This window comes from Enterococcus sp. AZ120, from assembly GCF_050546165.1.
Taxonomy (GTDB): Bacteria; Bacillota; Bacilli; order Lactobacillales; family Enterococcaceae; genus Enterococcus; species Enterococcus faecalis.
On sequence record NZ_CP172950.1, the window covers coordinates 19,450 to 35,200 of the forward strand.

Consider the following 15,751-nt stretch of genomic DNA (forward strand, 5'->3'; position numbering starts at 1 on the left):
GTGAAACAGAAATTTTTTTCATGAAAGGGTTTTTAGTGTATTTTTTTAATGATACACTGTATCATGTAAATTAATTAGTGTATCGATTAAAGGAGCCATCAAAAATGAAGCGGATTGAAAAAATCTATCAATATGTTAAAGAGCAAACGAAGAATTTAACGCCAATGACCTTAACAAGTGATGCGGGAGTCACGACACAAGAAATTTCAGAACGTTTAAACATTCAGCGGACCAATGCTAGTAAAGATTTGAATCAACTCGTTCGTGAAGGGCGCTTGAAAAAATTATCTGGTCGACCAGTAAAATATGTCGCGCAGGTGGCGTTTCAGCATCGACCATTAACCAAGCCAGTTAAAAGTTATCGGGAAAAATCAATGGATCACTCCACAAAAACTTTTATCGAACCATTGGTTGAACCAGTAGTCACGACAAGTAAAACCCCAGAAGTTGAAGATATTTTCAAAAAAATTATCGGTTCAGCTGGAAGCATGAAAACGCCGGTTGAACAAGCCAAAGCAGCGATTTTATATCCGCCAAAAGGCTTGAATTGTTTAATTACTGGACCAACAGGTTCTGGGAAAACTTATTTTGCTCATGCCATGTTTCAATTTGCGAAGCTGAACCAAATTGTGGCCAAAGAAAAAGAGTTTGTGGTGTTTAACTGTGCAGACTATGCGCATAATCCAGAACTTTTGATGTCGCATTTATTTGGGTATGTAGAAGGGGCCTTCACAGGCGCTACGAAAGCGAAAGAAGGGATTATTGATGAAGCAGATGGCAGCATTCTGTTTTTAGATGAAGTACATCGGTTACCACCCGAAGGACAAGAAATGATTTTTTATTTTATGGATCACGGCGTGTACGCGCGTTTAGGTGAAACAGTGAAATCACATCATGCGGATGTTCGGATTATTTGTGCTACGACGGAGAATCCTACTTCTTCTTTATTGAATACTTTTGTGCGACGCATTCCGATTATCATTCAATTACCGAACTTTAGTGACCGTCCTGCGAAAGAAAAAATTGACCTCCTAAAAGTGATGGTTTCAATGGAAGCAGCGCGGATTCAACGGCGAATCTCTTTGTCAGAAGATGTGGTCAAAGCGTTAATTGGAAGTGTTTCTTATGGAAATGTCGGTCAGCTAAAATCGAATGTGCAACTTGTGACTGCGCGAGGGTTCCTTAATCAGATGGAACAAGAGGAATTAATGATTACGATGGACGAATTAACGGACAATATTAAAGAAGGCATTATGCAACTTGCCAGTAATCGAGAAGTATTGTCGGAGTTATCGAAATATCTGGAACCGCAATTAGTGGTATCACCAAATGAATCTTTAGTAGCTATTCAGTCAGATGCCTATGAATTGCCTTACAATCTATATGAGATTATTGGAGATAAAGCGGCTCTCTTAAAAGCAGACGGCTTGGACCAAGAACTAATTAATAATTTTATTACAACGGATATCAATGTTCATTTAAAATCTTTCTACAAAGATTATGGATTCACCTTTGATACAGAAAATAAATTGGCTGAAATTGTTGACCAACGAATTATTGATGTCACTAAGAAAATTTATAATTTTGCAGCGAAGCGGTTATCGTATTCGTTTCAACCCAACTTTATTTATGCAATGAGTTTACACATTAGTTCTTTCTTGAAACGCATCCAATTAGGTAAAGATCCTAAGCATCCTTTAAATGAAAGTATTCGAAATATGGTTTTAGATTATCCAACAGAGTTTGAAACAGCAAAAGAAATTAAAAATATTATTGAAAGTAGTTATCAGATGGAGATTCCCGAATCTGAAAGTTACTATTTAGCTGTTTTGCTCATTTCTTTAAGAGAAAATCCTGAGGCTGGCCGGATTGGCATTGTCGTGGCTGCGCACGGAAATAGTACCGCTAGCAGTATGGTACAAGTGGTTTCTCAATTGTTAAATGTTGATAATTTGAAGGCTGTGGATATGCCGTTAGATATGCCACCGAAAGAAGCTTTGCGTAAAATCGTTGAAGCAGTTGGTGAAGTGAATGAAGAGAATGGCGTACTATTATTGGTGGATATGGGTTCATTAAGTACTTTTTCAGAAGAAATTGTACGCCAGACAGGCATTGATGTGCGGACAGTAGACATGGTGACCACGCCAATTGTTCTTGAAGCGGCCCGCAAAACCGCATTAATTGATACGCAATTGGAAACACTTCACGAGTCTTTAAAAAACTTTCATGGCTATGCCGATATTCGCCAAAGTGAAACGAAACAAATCATTGAAAATTGGAAAACAAGAGCAATTATTGCTATCTGCGCTTCTGGAGAAGGAACTGCGCGCCGAATGAAAGAGCTTATTGAGGAAGCTGTCTTGCCACAAATAGACTGGCATTTAGAAGTGATTCCTTTGTCCATTGTAAATATGAAAGAAGTCTTGCCTAAAATTCAAGAAGACTATGAAATTATTGCGACAACTGGGATTACCAATCCCAAAATTGGAGTTCCTTATATTTCCATGGAAAATTTCTTTTCCGGTGAAGCAGAAAAAATTATTCAGCAATTACTAGCAGAGCGGAAAGAAGAAGTAATGAATAAGCCGTTGGACGAAGCGGCAGCAAAAGAAATTTGTCTAAAATATATGGAGCAAAGTTTCACTTTCATTAATGGAAAAAAAATCATTGATCTGTTGTGGTCATTCGCTAAAAATATCCAAACCCAATTAGCGATGCCAGAAGAGTACACATTTTACATCAATTTGATTATGCACACATCGGGCATGTTGGAGCGTATTTTACGGAATGATACACTGACGGTTTCAGAAAAGGAACTTGGTCGATTGGTTCAAGAGCCAATTTATCCAGTGATTGTGGCCTCAATTGAGACTATGGAAGAAGCTCTTAATATGGATATTCCAGCAGAAGAAGTTTATTTTATCGCACAGTTAGTCAAAAATGCCCAGTGTATCGAAGATAAAATCACCGAAATTGATACACTAGATTAATACAGAAAAATCGATACACTATTTATTAGTGTATCGATTTTTTAATTTTCTTAAAAAAACCTATAATTTTCTAGGTTTCAAACCGATACACTAAAGTTGGCACGAAACTTGCTTATAATAAGGTGTCCCTTTTTACCTAAAATTTTTAAGTAAAAAGACAAAGGTCCTAACCTTTAAAAATGAATTTAAAGGAGCATTCCCGATGGTAATGGATATTCGTTTAGCTCGAATTGATGATCGATTAATTCATGGCCAAGTAGCAACTGTTTGGGCAAAATTGACGAACATTAATCGCATTTTAGTGGTTAGTGATTCCGTTGCTCATGACAATTTGAGAAAAGCCTTGTTAGTTCAAGCTGCTCCACCTGGTGTCAAAGTAAATGTCATCACTGTTCAAAAAATGATTGATGTTTACCCTGATCCTCGTTTTGATTCGTTTCGAGCCATGTTGTTATTCACTAATCCTTTGGACGTGAAACGAGTGGTCGAAGGCGGTGTACAACTAACTTCTGTGAATATTGGCGGAATGAGTTTCAGCACAGGCAAGCGAATGATTACGAATGCAGTCGCAGTGGATGCCAACGATTTAAAAGCATTTCTGTTTTTAAATGAACAAGGTATTGAATTGGAAATTCGAAAAGTCGCAGCAGACAGCCAAGTGAATTTGATGGATTTACTGAAAAAAGAGCGTAGCAAAGAAAATAACGCCAGCTGACGTTAATTTTTACAGACGAAAGACATTGAAAGGATGTGGTGGCCTAGGACCAACATCATTGCTTCATGAACTGTATTGATAAAGGCAAGTGCTGATGTTGAAAAAAATCAAGAACTATTGAAATTTTTTCATTTATTTTTGTCAGAATCTGATTTATCTGATTTTTTTCAAAAAGTGAAAGCGTTTAGCAGTACAACCATGAAAAAAAACATCAATTATACAGGAGGTATAAAAATGGTAGGAATTATCCTAGCAAGTCACGGTGAATTTGCTGAAGGGATCTTGCAATCTGGTGCAATGATCTTTGGCGAACAAGAAAATGTAAAAGCAGTTACGTTAATGCCTAGCGAAGGTCCCGATGATGTAAAAGCAAAAATGCAAGAAGCCATTGCATCGTTTGACAATCAAGACGAAGTACTATTTTTAGTTGACCTATGGGGAGGAACACCATTTAACCAAGCGAACTCATTGTTAGAAGATCATAAAGACAAATGGGCAATCGTTGCAGGTATGAACTTACCAATGGTTATTGAAGCATATGCTTCTCGTTTCTCTATGGAATCAGCACAAGAAATTGCGACACACATTCTTGAAACAGCAAAAGATGGTGTCAAAGTTAAACCAGAAGAGTTACAACCAGCAGAAGCACCAAAAGCTGCTGCGACAGAAGATGCACAGCCAAAAGGTTCGTTACCACCAGGTACAGTTGTTGGCGATGGCAAAATTAAATTTGTGCTAGCACGTATTGATTCACGTTTATTACATGGTCAAGTAGCAACAGCTTGGACAAAAGCAACACAACCAAACAGAATTATTGTTGTTTCTGATGCCGTTGCAAAAGATGACTTACGTAAGAAATTAATCGAACAAGCAGCTCCTCCAGGAGTAAAAGCCAATGTTATTCCAATCAGTAAAATGATTGAAGTAGCGAAAGATCCACGTTTTGGCAATACAAAAGCATTATTATTATTTGAAAATCCTGAAGACGTCTTAAAAGTGGTTGAAGGCGGCGTAGAAATCCCAGAAGTAAACGTTGGTTCAATGGCTCACTCTGTTGGAAAAGTCGTTGTAAGCAAAGTATTATCAATGGGTCAAGAAGACGTTGATACGTTTGATGAATTAAAAGCCAAAGGCATCAAATTTGATGTGCGTAAAGTGCCAAATGATTCAAAAGCGAATATGGACGAAATTTTGAAAAAAGCAAAAAATGAGTTAGCAAACGCGTAACTCGCCAAATACAAATCAAAATAGGAGGCTTATCATGTCTGTTATATCAATTATTTTAGTTTTACTCGTTGCCTTTCTAGCTGGTATGGAAGGGATTTTGGATGAGTTCCAATTCCACCAACCGTTAGTAGCATGTACATTAATCGGATTAGTTACTGGTAATTTAGAAGCCGGAATTGTTTTAGGTGGTACTTTACAAATGATCGCGTTAGGTTGGGCGAACATCGGGGCTGCCGTTGCACCGGATGCCGCTTTAGCATCTGTTGCCTCAGCAATTATTTTAGTTTTAGGTGGCCAAGGTGTTAAAGGTGTTCCTTCAGCGATTGCCATCGCAGTTCCTTTAGCGGTTGCAGGTTTGTTCTTAACAATGATCGTTCGGACAGTTGCGGTTCCAATCGTTCACATGATGGATGCGGCTGCTGAAAAAGGCAACATTAAACAAGTTGAAATGTTACACATTTTCGCTGTATGTTTACAAGGTATTCGTATTGCGATTCCAGCAGGTGCGTTACTATTCATTCCTGCTGACACTGTTCGTAATTTCTTAGAATCAATGCCAGCTTGGTTAACTGATGGTATGGCTATCGGTGGTGGTATGGTCGTTGCCGTAGGTTATGCATTAGTAATCAACATGATGGCAACAAAAGAAGTATGGCCATTCTTCATTATCGGTTTCGTAGTCGCAGCGATTTCTCAATTAACATTAATCGCATTAGGTGCTTTAGGTGTCGCTTTAGCTCTTATTTACTTGAACTTATCTAAAATGGGTGGTTCTTCTAACTCAAATGGCGGAGGCAACTCTGGCGACCCATTAGGCGATATTTTAAACGACTACTAATTCTGAAGGAGGAGCAAAGAAAATGGCAGAAAAAATTCAATTAACTAAAAAAGATCGTTTAGCTGTAGCTTGGCGTTCAACATTTATCCAAGGTTCTTGGAACTATGAACGTATGCAAAACGGCGGTTGGGCATTCTCAATGATTCCAGCAATCAAAAAATTATATAAAACGAAAGAAGAACGTTCAGCGGCGTTAAAACGTCACTTAGAGTTCTTTAATACACACCCATACATTGCCTCACCAATCCTTGGTGTAACATTAGCTTTGGAAGAAGAACGTGCCAATGGCGCACCAGTTGATGACGTAGCGATTCAAGGGGTTAAAGTTGGGATGATGGGTCCTTTAGCCGGTGTTGGTGACCCAGTTTTCTGGTTTACTGTTCGTCCAATGTTAGGCGCTTTAGGTGCTTCCTTAGCAATGGGTGGTAACATCTTAGGCCCAATCTTATTCTTCGTTGCTTGGAACTTAATTCGTTGGTCATTCATGTGGTATACACAAGAGTTTGGTTACAAAGCAGGTTCTAAAATTACTGATGACCTTTCAGGTGGTTTACTACAAGATATTACAAAAGGTGCTTCTATTTTAGGGATGTTCGTACTGGCCGCATTAGTTCAACGTTGGGTATCGATTAAGTTCTTACCAATTGTCTCACAAGTTAAGTTAGACAAAGGTGCTTATATCGAGTGGGATAAACTTCCTGCTGGCGGTGAAGGAATGCATAAAGCCTTTGAACAAGTGAACCAAGGCTTGGCGCTTTCACCAACGAAAGTTACTACTTTACAAGATAACTTAGATCAATTGATTCCAGGTCTAGCACCATTACTACTTACATTCTTATGTATGTGGTTATTGAAGAAAAAAGTTAGCCCAATCGTTATCATTCTTGGTTTATTCGTAGTCGGCGTTGTCGGCCACTTAATCGGCTTATTATAAGAATGACGAGGTAAGTTTATTACTTCTAATCAAAAAAAGCGGAAGAGAAGTCGAGAAACTTTTCTTCCGCTTTTTTAAACAAAGATGTAATTTTGTTTGTTTCGATCAGGAAAGAAACGTATAATAAAGAGGAATTAGTCGAATGAAATGGAGCAGATAACATGGTACAATCATTAAACACAAAAGTTGATTTAGTTATAGATGCGACGGCATTTACAGGATTAACAGATTATGGACAAATTATGATAGGTGACCGCGGGTTTGAATTTTACCATGCCAAAGATCCACGTAAGTTTATCCAAATTCCGTGGGAAGAAGTCGATTACGTGTTGGCTTCAGTAATGTTCAAAGGAAAATGGATTCCTCGTTATGCGATTCAAACCAAGAAAAATGGGACGTATACGTTTGCTTCAAAAGAGCCGAAGCGAGTGTTACGAGCTATTCGTGAATATGTTGACCCAGATCATATGGTCCAATCTTTGAGTTTCTTTGATGTCATAAAAAGAGGGATTCTCTCGATTGGGAAAAAGAAAAAATAATTTATAACTGTTACTTTTTTATAAACTAGATGAAAAAGTAGCGGTTTTTTTGTGGGAAAACGAGGGACTTATTTATACAAAAAAGGCACAATTTTGCACCAAAAAAGAGACAATCAAGTGATACGTTGTTTTTAATGGAGTTATCATTGAAATGGTTTTCAGAAAGCACGATGAAAATATTTGACACCTTGTAAAATAGTAGTAACATAATAAGTGTAATAAATTATTTTATAGAGGAGTGAGTGTCATGGAACAACGACAACATCATGGAATGGACTGGGGTTCATTAGTATTAGGAATTCTATTTGTTCTGACTGCATTAATTTCTTTCCAAAATCCTGCCGGTAATTTAATTGCCATTGTGATGGTTTTTGCGATTTTTGCTATTATTAAAGGGATTTTTGAAATTTTTGTACGTAATCGTATGAAAGAATTGCTAGGCTACAAAGCTTATGCACCAATCATCTTAGGGATTATTGATATCCTAATTGGTGTTTACTTATTGTTTAACTTAAATATTGGTGTCGCTGTGTTACCATTTGTTTTTGCAATTTGGTTTTTATTCGACTCAATTTTCGGCTTATTTACTTTAGATTTTGCTAAACGAGTAAGCACAGGTTACTTCTGGTTCACATTAATTGTTGACGTTTTAGGGATTATCTTAGGTGTAATGTTATTATTTAATCCATTGTCTTCAGCATTAACTCTAAGCTTCTTAGTTGGCTTCTACTTTATGATGTTTGGTATTAGCAATATTGTATATGCTTTTAGATAAAAGAAGTAAAAAAAACAGGTTTTCCGAAAAGGAAAACCTGTTTTTTTTAATAACGACGGCGGCAGTTGCCATTATTTCCCGAAATTGTTCGAACAAGCCACACGATAATCGCTACGGGAACTAAAATTTTTACTGCTAGCCACAATAAGCTTCCCACGATACCGACAACGGCACTAAAGAGTGAACCGACAACTAAAAATAAAAGGACCACTAAAAGAATATTTATAAACATTGGTCGTTGATTATTCATACGTACTACCTCCAAATTTTTCCTGTTTTCTATATACAGAGTATAGCAAGAAAGCGCAACAAGCACCTCCATCGGAAGGCTGATTTTTTTCTCTGGCGAATGATGGAGCCGCTGTTGGTTATTTTGGACTTTCTTATTGAAATAATCAGAATATTCTGGTGTATAATTATAAAAAAGGATTTAAAGTGAGGGATTGGATGTCGACTGAGGGATTAATCGCTTTGTTAGAAAAGAAACGAAATCATTTAAGTAAAATTGAAAATCAAGTACTGGATTATATTTTGACGCATATGACGGAAATTAGTTCACAAACCATTTATGAGGTGGCGCAGGCGTTGTTTGTCTCAACAGCCACTATTTCTCGGACAGCAAAACACTTAGGTTATCGAGGCTTCCAAGAATTAAAATACGCAATCGTCCAATCGGTGCAGAGCGAGAGCACAGAAAGCGATAGTCGTAGTTTTCAAGCTATTACGCAACAGTTGATTGCCAATGTGCAAGATAGTTTTCAACAAATGGATGAAGCCAAAGTCGCGGAAATGCTTAAAATGATTGAGCGTGCGAATACGATTGAAGTGTTCGGTGTTGGTGGCAGTTTTCCTATTTGTACTGATTTTGCACGAAAGCTAACATTTTTAGGAAAAAAAGCCTATGCACGATCTGATTGGGATGAACAAGCGGCAGCAGTTAAGAATCTGGACGGACAGGATTTAGCCATTTTTGTCAGTTATACAGGAGAAACTAAAGGGATTTTAGCGTATGCACGTGTAGCGCAGGAACAGCAAGTGCCGATGATTAGTTTGATTTCGACTAAAGGAAGCACCTTGGAAAAATTGTCGACGACGACGTTATTTGCCAAAGGGACGACACGTTATCATCAGCGCGTAGATTTAAGTTCAAGAATTGCTGTCATTTGTTTGTTCGATACGGTTTTATTAATGTATGCAGAGGCAAAGCAGCCGCGGTAATTTTATGCAACACCATACTAAATGATGTAAGGGGATACAGAAAGAGTGTAGCCTCTTTTTTCTTTGTTTTGGGCTAGTTATAATGAGGGCAATGAATGTAAACGCAATCATTTTTAGTTTTGTAAAGAATGAATGGAGGAGTTAAGAAATGGCAGTAAAGAAAAAGAAAGCGACTTTCTGGGAGTTTTTCCAAGGATTAGGTAAAACGTTTATGTTGCCAGTGGCTTTATTAGCTTTTATGGGGATTTTGTTGGGATTAGGAAGTTCTTTTTCCAGTGAATCAATGATTGAAACGGTCCCGTTTTTAGGAAAGCCCGCAGTGAAAATTATTTTCCAATTTATGTCGACAATTGGTGGTTTTGCGTTTGCCTATTTACCTGTCATGTTTGCAATGGCCATTCCGTTGGGGTTAGTTCGGAAAGAAAAAGGAATTGCTGCGTTTTCAGGTTTCGTAGGCTATACGGTGATGAATTTAGCGATTAATTTCTATTTAGTGCAGACGAATCGCCTCGTGGATCCTGAGCAGTTGCGGGAAGCCGGCCAAGGAATGGTTTTTGGGATTCAAACGATTGAAATGGGCGTTCTTGGTGGAATTATCGCTGGGCTTATTGTATATAAGTTGCATAATCGATTTTATACGGTGCAACTACCAGATAGTTTTGCCTTTTTTTCTGGCGCACGGTTTGTACCAATTATTACTTCATTAGTGATGGCCTTCGTGGGCTTAGTAATTCCGTTAGTTTGGCCACTTTTCGCGCTAATGATTATGGCGATTGGCCAACTTATCCAACGTTCTGGTATTTTTGGGCCTTTTCTGTTTGGTTCAGGGGAACGTCTACTGTTACCGTTTGGGTTGCATCATATTTTGGTTTCCATGATTCGTTTTACTGAAGCAGGGGGTTCAGCGGTGGTGGCTGGCAAAGAAGTGTTTGGTGCGTTAAATATTTTCTATGCAGAATTGCAAAATAATTTACCGATTTCACCAAGCGCAACAGCTTTCTTGTCACAAGGGAAAATGCCGACCTTTATTTTTGGCTTACCAGCGGCGGCACTTGCGATGTATCATACTGCAGCTCCGGCGAATCGACATAAGATTAAAGGTTTACTCCTTTCAGGTGTGATTGCTACGGCTATCACTGGCATTACAGAACCAATTGAATTTTTATTCTTATTTATTAGTCCATTATTATGGCTGTTTCATGTCATTATGACTGGTCTAGGTTTCATGGTAATGGCTTTATTAGGTGTTGTGATTGGGAACACTGATGGCGGGCTACTGGACTTTGTTATTTTTGGCTTGTTACAAGGAACTTATACAAAATGGTGGTGGGTTCTCATTGTCGGCGCTATCTGGTTTGTTGTTTATTATTTCGTCTTTAAAACAGTCATTGTAACCTTTGATTTAAAAACACCTGGACGAGACAAGGTCTTAGATGAGACTGAATATACCGATCAAGAAGTTCAATATAAGAAAACGGGTGGCTATGATGCGCCTGGGATTTTAGCGGCTTTGGGTGGGCAAGAGAATATTCAAGCTATTGATAATTGCATTACGCGTTTACGTTTAGTGTTAGCAGATGCTAATAAAGTAGATGATGACAAATTAAAGCAATTAGGGGCTTTAGGCGTTGTACATTTAGATGCGCAGAATGTACAAGTGATTATCGGAACCAAAGTGACAACGGTCCGTAATCAATTAGAGATGATTTTAGGTTAGAAAAAAGACAGAAGGTGAAGAGTGTGTCGTTTGATAAAGCAATTGATCGACGAGGAACGTATTGTACACAGTGGGATTTTGTAGAAGACCGATTTGGGGAAGCGGACTTGCTTCCCTTCACTATTTCCGATACGGATTTTGCTGTGCCAGAGGCAGTTCTGGCAACATTACAGGAGCGTTTGAACCATCCAGTATTTGGCTATACGAGGTGGAACCATCCGCAATTAAAAGAAGCAATTCAAACGTGGTACCAGACAAGATTCCAGACGAAGATTGAAGAACACTGGATTATGTATACCCCGACCGTTATCTATGGTATTTCTGCTTTGATTCAATTATTGACTAACGAAGGGGAGGGCATTATTTTACAAACACCTGCCTATGATGCATTTTTTAAAGTTATTCAGGAAAATAAGCGGCAAGTAGTGGCGAATGAACTGCTTTATCAAGAGAAGCGCTACAGCATTGATTTTATTGATTTAGAAAAAAAACTAGCGCAACCAGAAAATCGCTGTTTGCTTTTATGTTCCCCGCATAATCCAACAGGACGTGTTTGGGAGCAATGGGAATTAGAGCGAATAGTTTCATTGTGCCAACAGTATGATGTGTTTTTACTTTCTGATGAAATTCATATGGATATCGTTAATAAAGGCTATGTTCATCGACCAATTACGCAATTTGATTATAAAAAATCTGCCATTATTACCAGTGGCACGAAAACCTTTAATTTTCCAGGGCTGATTTTTGCTTACGCCCTAATTCCAGATAACGAATTGCGTGACGCTTTTCAGCTCAAATTAAAAAACGCCGATGGTCTATCATCAACAAGTATTTTGGGAATGCTAGCAACCATGACGGCCTATCAAAAATGTGGTACTTGGGTTGACGAGTTGAATGATTATTTAGCGGAGAACCAACGTTACGTGAATGATTTTTTACAGACATATTTGCCAAAAATTAAAGTGACGGAGCTGGAAGCAACTTACTTAATGTGGTTGGATGTATCAGCGGCAGTTCCAGATGTGGCCCGCTTACAAGAGGCTTTAGTTTCTGTGGGGAAAGTCGCCATTATGGACGGCTCGATTTATGGCGGTAATGGGCAACGATTTTTACGGTTAAATATTGGCTGTTCGCAAGCAAAACTACACGAGGGACTTGAAAGGATGCGCCAAGGTTTTGAAGCTGTTTTACAAAAGGATGGCACAGCATCAGCGCTTGGGAATAATTGAGAAAAGATAGCATTCCGAAAATGGTTGCAGTACAATGGAAAAATAGAAACAAATAAAATAACAAAAAGTAACAACTTGTCATTTACTGGGGGAAAAGAAATGAAAACAATTAAAACAAAGCAAGCACCACAAGCAATTGGGCCATATTCACAAGCAAAAATTGTGAATGGTTTATTGATTACTTCTGGTCAGATTCCACTGGATCCTGAAACAGGCAAGGTGGTTGGTACAACGATTAAAGAACAAACCAATCAGGTACTGAAAAATATTCAAGGGATTTTAACAGAAGCTGGTAGTGATTTTGCTCATGTAATCAAAACGACATGCTATTTACAAAATATGGCGGATTTCACGGCATTCAATGAAGTCTATGCTGAGTATTTTAGTGCGGAATATCCTGCACGCACAACGATTGAAATCTCTAAATTACCGATGGATGTGTTGGTGGAGATTGAGATTATCGCAGAAGTAGTGGCGTAAAAAATACAGTTAAAAGAGTGAGAAAAAAATCGTCTTAGATTTTTTTCTCACTCTTTTTTTCAATAAAACAATACGATTCAGCCAAAATGTCTAGCCGTGCTGGAAAATTTTCAGCAAATAGGCTACCATGGAAGAAAATCGATAAAACGAAAGTTAAATGAATAGAAAAGAGATATGAAAGAGGCTATAAGATGAAAAAAAATATTAGCCAACTAACGCAGTGGTTGAAAGAACACAGTTTATTATTGAAACTAATTTTTCTTGGTTCTGTATTAGTTTTCGTGGCTAACCAAGTGACACATATCGCTCAAGGCATGACCTGGGCGGATATTTTTTCCACGATGGAACAACAAAGTACGGGGCGTTTAATTGGTATGGTCTTGGCAGGACTATTAGGGGTTATTCCGATGCTCCTTTATGACTATGTAGTCGTTAAATTATTGGAAAAAGAAGGTAAGCCACCAATGAAACGAATGGATTGGTTAACTTCGGCTTGGGTCACTAATACCATTAATAACTTAGCGGGTTTTGGCGGCGTGGTTGGGGCAACGCTACGGATTAATTTTTACGGAAAAGATGTACCGCGGGGCAAGGTTGTAGCAACGGTCTCAAAAGTTGCTCTGTTCTTGATTTCAGGGTTATCTATTTTATCTTTTGTGGCGTTTGTTGATTTATTTTTTATTCGAACCCAAAATGTTTTTCGTGAATATTGGGTTTGGTTATTATTGGGCAGTCTGATTGCGCCAGCGCTCTGGTTTTTCACGTATTTAAAACGGCGAACATTGTTTAAAACATTTTTTCCAAAAGCAGTGCTCCTATTATTCGGCGCTTCATTAGGTCAATGGCTAGGTGGGATGTTTGCTTTCTTAATGATAGGTCGCTTGATGCAGGTGCCAGTTTCGATGGTTTCTGTTTACCCAATGTTTGTTATCGCTACGTTAATCGGGATGTTAACTATGGTTCCTGGTGGTATGGGAACGTTTGATGTCTTAATGATATTGGGTTTATCACAATTAGGGATTGATCGATCACAAGCGGTCGTCTGGTTGTTGTATTATCGTTTGTTCTATTATGTGACGCCTTTTATGACAGGAGTTATTTTGTTCTTGCAACAAGCAGGCATGAAAGTTAATCAATTTTTTGATAATTTACCTCGGTTATTTTCACAAAAAGTGGCGCATTTTATTTTGGTGGCGGCGTTATATTTTGCAGGAATTATGATGGTTCTATTGTCGACTGTGACGAATTTGTCGAATGTCAGTCGTTTATTCCAAGTGTTACTTCCCTTTTCTTTTAATTTTTTAGATCAAACATTGAATTTATTTGTAGGATTCTTGTTATTAGGTTTAGCTCGAGGCATTTCTATGAAAGTGAAAAAAGCTTATTGGCCTACAATTATTTTACTAGGATTTTGTATTGTAAATACGGTGGCACGAACGACTTCGTGGCAGTTGATTGCTGTTTATGCTGTTATTTTATTGGCGGTTATTTTGGCTCGTAAAGAATTTTATCGTGAAAAGTTTGTTTATTCATGGGGCGCTTTAACGGTAGATAGTATTTTGTTTGGCTGCTTGTTTATCGGTTATGCGGTTGCTGGCTATTACGCCGCACGACCAGCTGGTGGCAATCAAGTTATCAATCACTTTTTGTTGTTTCCGTCAGATGATGTTTGGTTTAACGGATTGATTGGATTAAGTATTTCCTTGATTGGTTTATTCTTTTTGTATCAATATTTAGCCGAAACAACTGTTACTTTAGGTGAGGGGTTTGAGGAAGCGCGGTTGACACGCTTTTTGGAAAAATTTGGTGGCAACGAAGGCAGTCAATTTTTGTATTTAAAGGATTATGGTCATTTTTATTACCAAGAAGAAGGTGAAGATCAAGTACTTTTTGGGTTTCAAATGAAGTTTAATAAATGCTTTGTCTTGGCGGATCCAATTGGGCAACGAGAGAAATGGACAGCGGCGACACTGGCGTTTATGGATCAAGCTGATTTGTTAGGCTATCAATTAGTTTTTTATCGTATTTCGGAAGAATATGTTATGAATCTTCACGATTGCGGCTTTGAATTTATGAAAGTTGGGGAAGAAGGCTTGATTCAATTTGATGAGCCGTCAACAGTGAATCAAACAGCCTGGACGGAAACAGTGACTGAAAAAATAGCAGCAGAAGCAGCGGATTTTCAGTTTGAATTTTATCCCGAAACGATTAGTGATGCCTTATATCAAGAGTTAGAACGAGTTTCTGCAGACTGGTCCCAGAATCAAAAAGAGCGCTACTTTATTGGTGGACGGTTGGATCCCGAGTACTTGAAATGCAGTAGCGTGGGCTTGGTGAGACAGAAACAAACGGTCATCGGTTTCATTACGGGAAAAGAAATGGAAAAAGGCAAAAGTATTTCGTATGATTTGTTACGTATTCGTTCAGAAGCACCTGCTTTTACTAGAGAATATTTGTTCACTCATTTTATTGAAACCTATCAACAGCAGGGCTATCAATTAATTGATATTGGGATGGCGCCGTTGGCTAACGTAGGGGAGAGCAAGTACTCTTTCTTAAAAGAACGCTTTGTTAATATTTTTTACAAGTATAGTTATCAAATTTATGCGTTTCAAGATACACGCAAGCGCAAAGAACAATATGTCACTAGTTGGCAACCACGTTATTTTGCTTATCCTAAGCGGACCAGTGTACTCTTTGCTTTTGTGCAACTTTCCTTGTTGATTACGAAAGGGAGACATCAAAGTGTTTCGCTTGTGGAAGAAGCAATGACTGAAATTTAACTCTAATATAAATAAAAAAGTTAGACTTTGGTCTAACTTTTTTATTTATCACAAATTATTAATCAAAGAATATAACTTACATTTCAAAATTATAAAAACATTATGGTTATAAAAAAAATATAACTCTTTGTTAAAAAAAGGTTGACATTTGATTTGCTTTTAATTAGAATTTAATTAAAGTTATGATTGAAATATATTTACCATAAAATTTTGTAGATTAGTAATGTTAATAAACAGAAAGAACATGATTTTATAAGACTGTAAGCTAAGTATTCACGGGAATACTTTGGCTAAGTACATAATTAA

At 37.8% G+C, this 15,751-nt stretch carries 13 protein-coding genes; 12 read left to right on the plus strand and 1 reads right to left on the minus strand.

Features of this window, described 5'->3' with window-relative positions:
• Window positions 1–104: 104 nt before the first annotated feature.
• The 7 genes from IGJ46_RS00080 to IGJ46_RS00110 all read left to right on the plus strand — a co-directional run bounded on the left by IGJ46_RS00080 (window position 105) and on the right by IGJ46_RS00110 (window position 8,018).
• Entirely contained in the window at window positions 105–2,990 is a 2,886-nt protein-coding gene (locus IGJ46_RS00080) for a sigma 54-interacting transcriptional regulator (RefSeq protein ID WP_002370598.1), read from the plus strand.
• Between the two features lie 202 nt (window positions 2,991–3,192).
• Window positions 3,193–3,705 (plus strand): mannose/fructose/sorbose PTS transporter subunit IIB, encoded by a 513-nt coding sequence (locus tag IGJ46_RS00085; RefSeq protein ID WP_002385473.1) that lies wholly within the window; start codon window positions 3,193–3,195, stop codon window positions 3,703–3,705.
• 234 nt (window positions 3,706–3,939) lie between these two features.
• Window positions 3,940–4,932 (plus strand): mannose/fructose/sorbose PTS transporter subunit IIA, encoded by a 993-nt coding sequence (locus IGJ46_RS00090; protein WP_002356030.1) that lies wholly within the window; start codon window positions 3,940–3,942, stop codon window positions 4,930–4,932.
• Window positions 4,933–4,966: 34 nt separating this feature from the next.
• Window positions 4,967–5,770, plus strand: coding sequence for a PTS mannose/fructose/sorbose transporter subunit IIC (locus IGJ46_RS00095; RefSeq protein ID WP_002356031.1), 804 nt, complete (start codon window positions 4,967–4,969; stop codon window positions 5,768–5,770).
• Window positions 5,771–5,792: 22 nt separating this feature from the next.
• On the plus strand, window positions 5,793–6,704 hold the full coding sequence (locus IGJ46_RS00100; protein ID WP_002356032.1) for a PTS system mannose/fructose/sorbose family transporter subunit IID: 912 nt from the start codon (window positions 5,793–5,795) through the stop codon (window positions 6,702–6,704).
• A 161-nt stretch (window positions 6,705–6,865) separates the two neighbouring features.
• The gene (locus tag IGJ46_RS00105; RefSeq protein WP_002356033.1) at window positions 6,866–7,243 is read left to right on the plus strand and encodes a DUF956 family protein; all 378 of its coding nucleotides are present in this window, start codon (window positions 6,866–6,868) and stop codon (window positions 7,241–7,243) included.
• 247 nt (window positions 7,244–7,490) lie between these two features.
• Window positions 7,491–8,018 carry an HdeD family acid-resistance protein gene (locus tag IGJ46_RS00110; RefSeq protein WP_002356034.1) on the plus strand — a complete coding sequence of 176 codons (528 nt, stop codon included), beginning with the start codon at window positions 7,491–7,493 and terminating at the stop codon, window positions 8,016–8,018.
• A gap of 46 nt (window positions 8,019–8,064) precedes the next feature.
• Here the strand turns inward: IGJ46_RS00110 and IGJ46_RS00115 are convergent, their stop codons facing one another.
• Window positions 8,065–8,268 (minus strand): hypothetical protein, encoded by a 204-nt coding sequence (locus IGJ46_RS00115; protein ID WP_002381332.1) that lies wholly within the window; start codon window positions 8,266–8,268, stop codon window positions 8,065–8,067.
• Between the two features lie 197 nt (window positions 8,269–8,465).
• On the opposite strand from IGJ46_RS00115, the gene IGJ46_RS00120 reads away from it, so the two are divergent.
• The 5 genes from IGJ46_RS00120 to mprF all read left to right on the plus strand — a co-directional run bounded on the left by IGJ46_RS00120 (window position 8,466) and on the right by mprF (window position 15,445).
• Window positions 8,466–9,236, plus strand: a complete 771-nt coding sequence (locus tag IGJ46_RS00120; RefSeq protein WP_002387434.1) for a MurR/RpiR family transcriptional regulator — start codon at window positions 8,466–8,468, stop codon at window positions 9,234–9,236.
• Between the two features lie 148 nt (window positions 9,237–9,384).
• Complete coding sequence (malX, locus tag IGJ46_RS00125; RefSeq protein ID WP_002361463.1) at window positions 9,385–10,953, plus strand: maltose/glucose-specific PTS transporter subunit IIBC; 1,569 nt, start codon at window positions 9,385–9,387, stop codon at window positions 10,951–10,953.
• Between the two features lie 14 nt (window positions 10,954–10,967).
• Window positions 10,968–12,182 (plus strand): MalY/PatB family protein, encoded by a 1,215-nt coding sequence (locus IGJ46_RS00130; protein WP_033785712.1) that lies wholly within the window; start codon window positions 10,968–10,970, stop codon window positions 12,180–12,182.
• Between the two features lie 99 nt (window positions 12,183–12,281).
• Window positions 12,282–12,662 carry a RidA family protein gene (locus tag IGJ46_RS00135; RefSeq protein WP_218391339.1) on the plus strand — a complete coding sequence of 127 codons (381 nt, stop codon included), beginning with the start codon at window positions 12,282–12,284 and terminating at the stop codon, window positions 12,660–12,662.
• Between the two features lie 191 nt (window positions 12,663–12,853).
• Window positions 12,854–15,445 carry a bifunctional lysylphosphatidylglycerol flippase/synthetase MprF gene (gene mprF / locus IGJ46_RS00140; protein WP_218391341.1) on the plus strand — a complete coding sequence of 864 codons (2,592 nt, stop codon included), beginning with the start codon at window positions 12,854–12,856 and terminating at the stop codon, window positions 15,443–15,445.
• Window positions 15,446–15,751 lie beyond the last annotated feature (306 nt).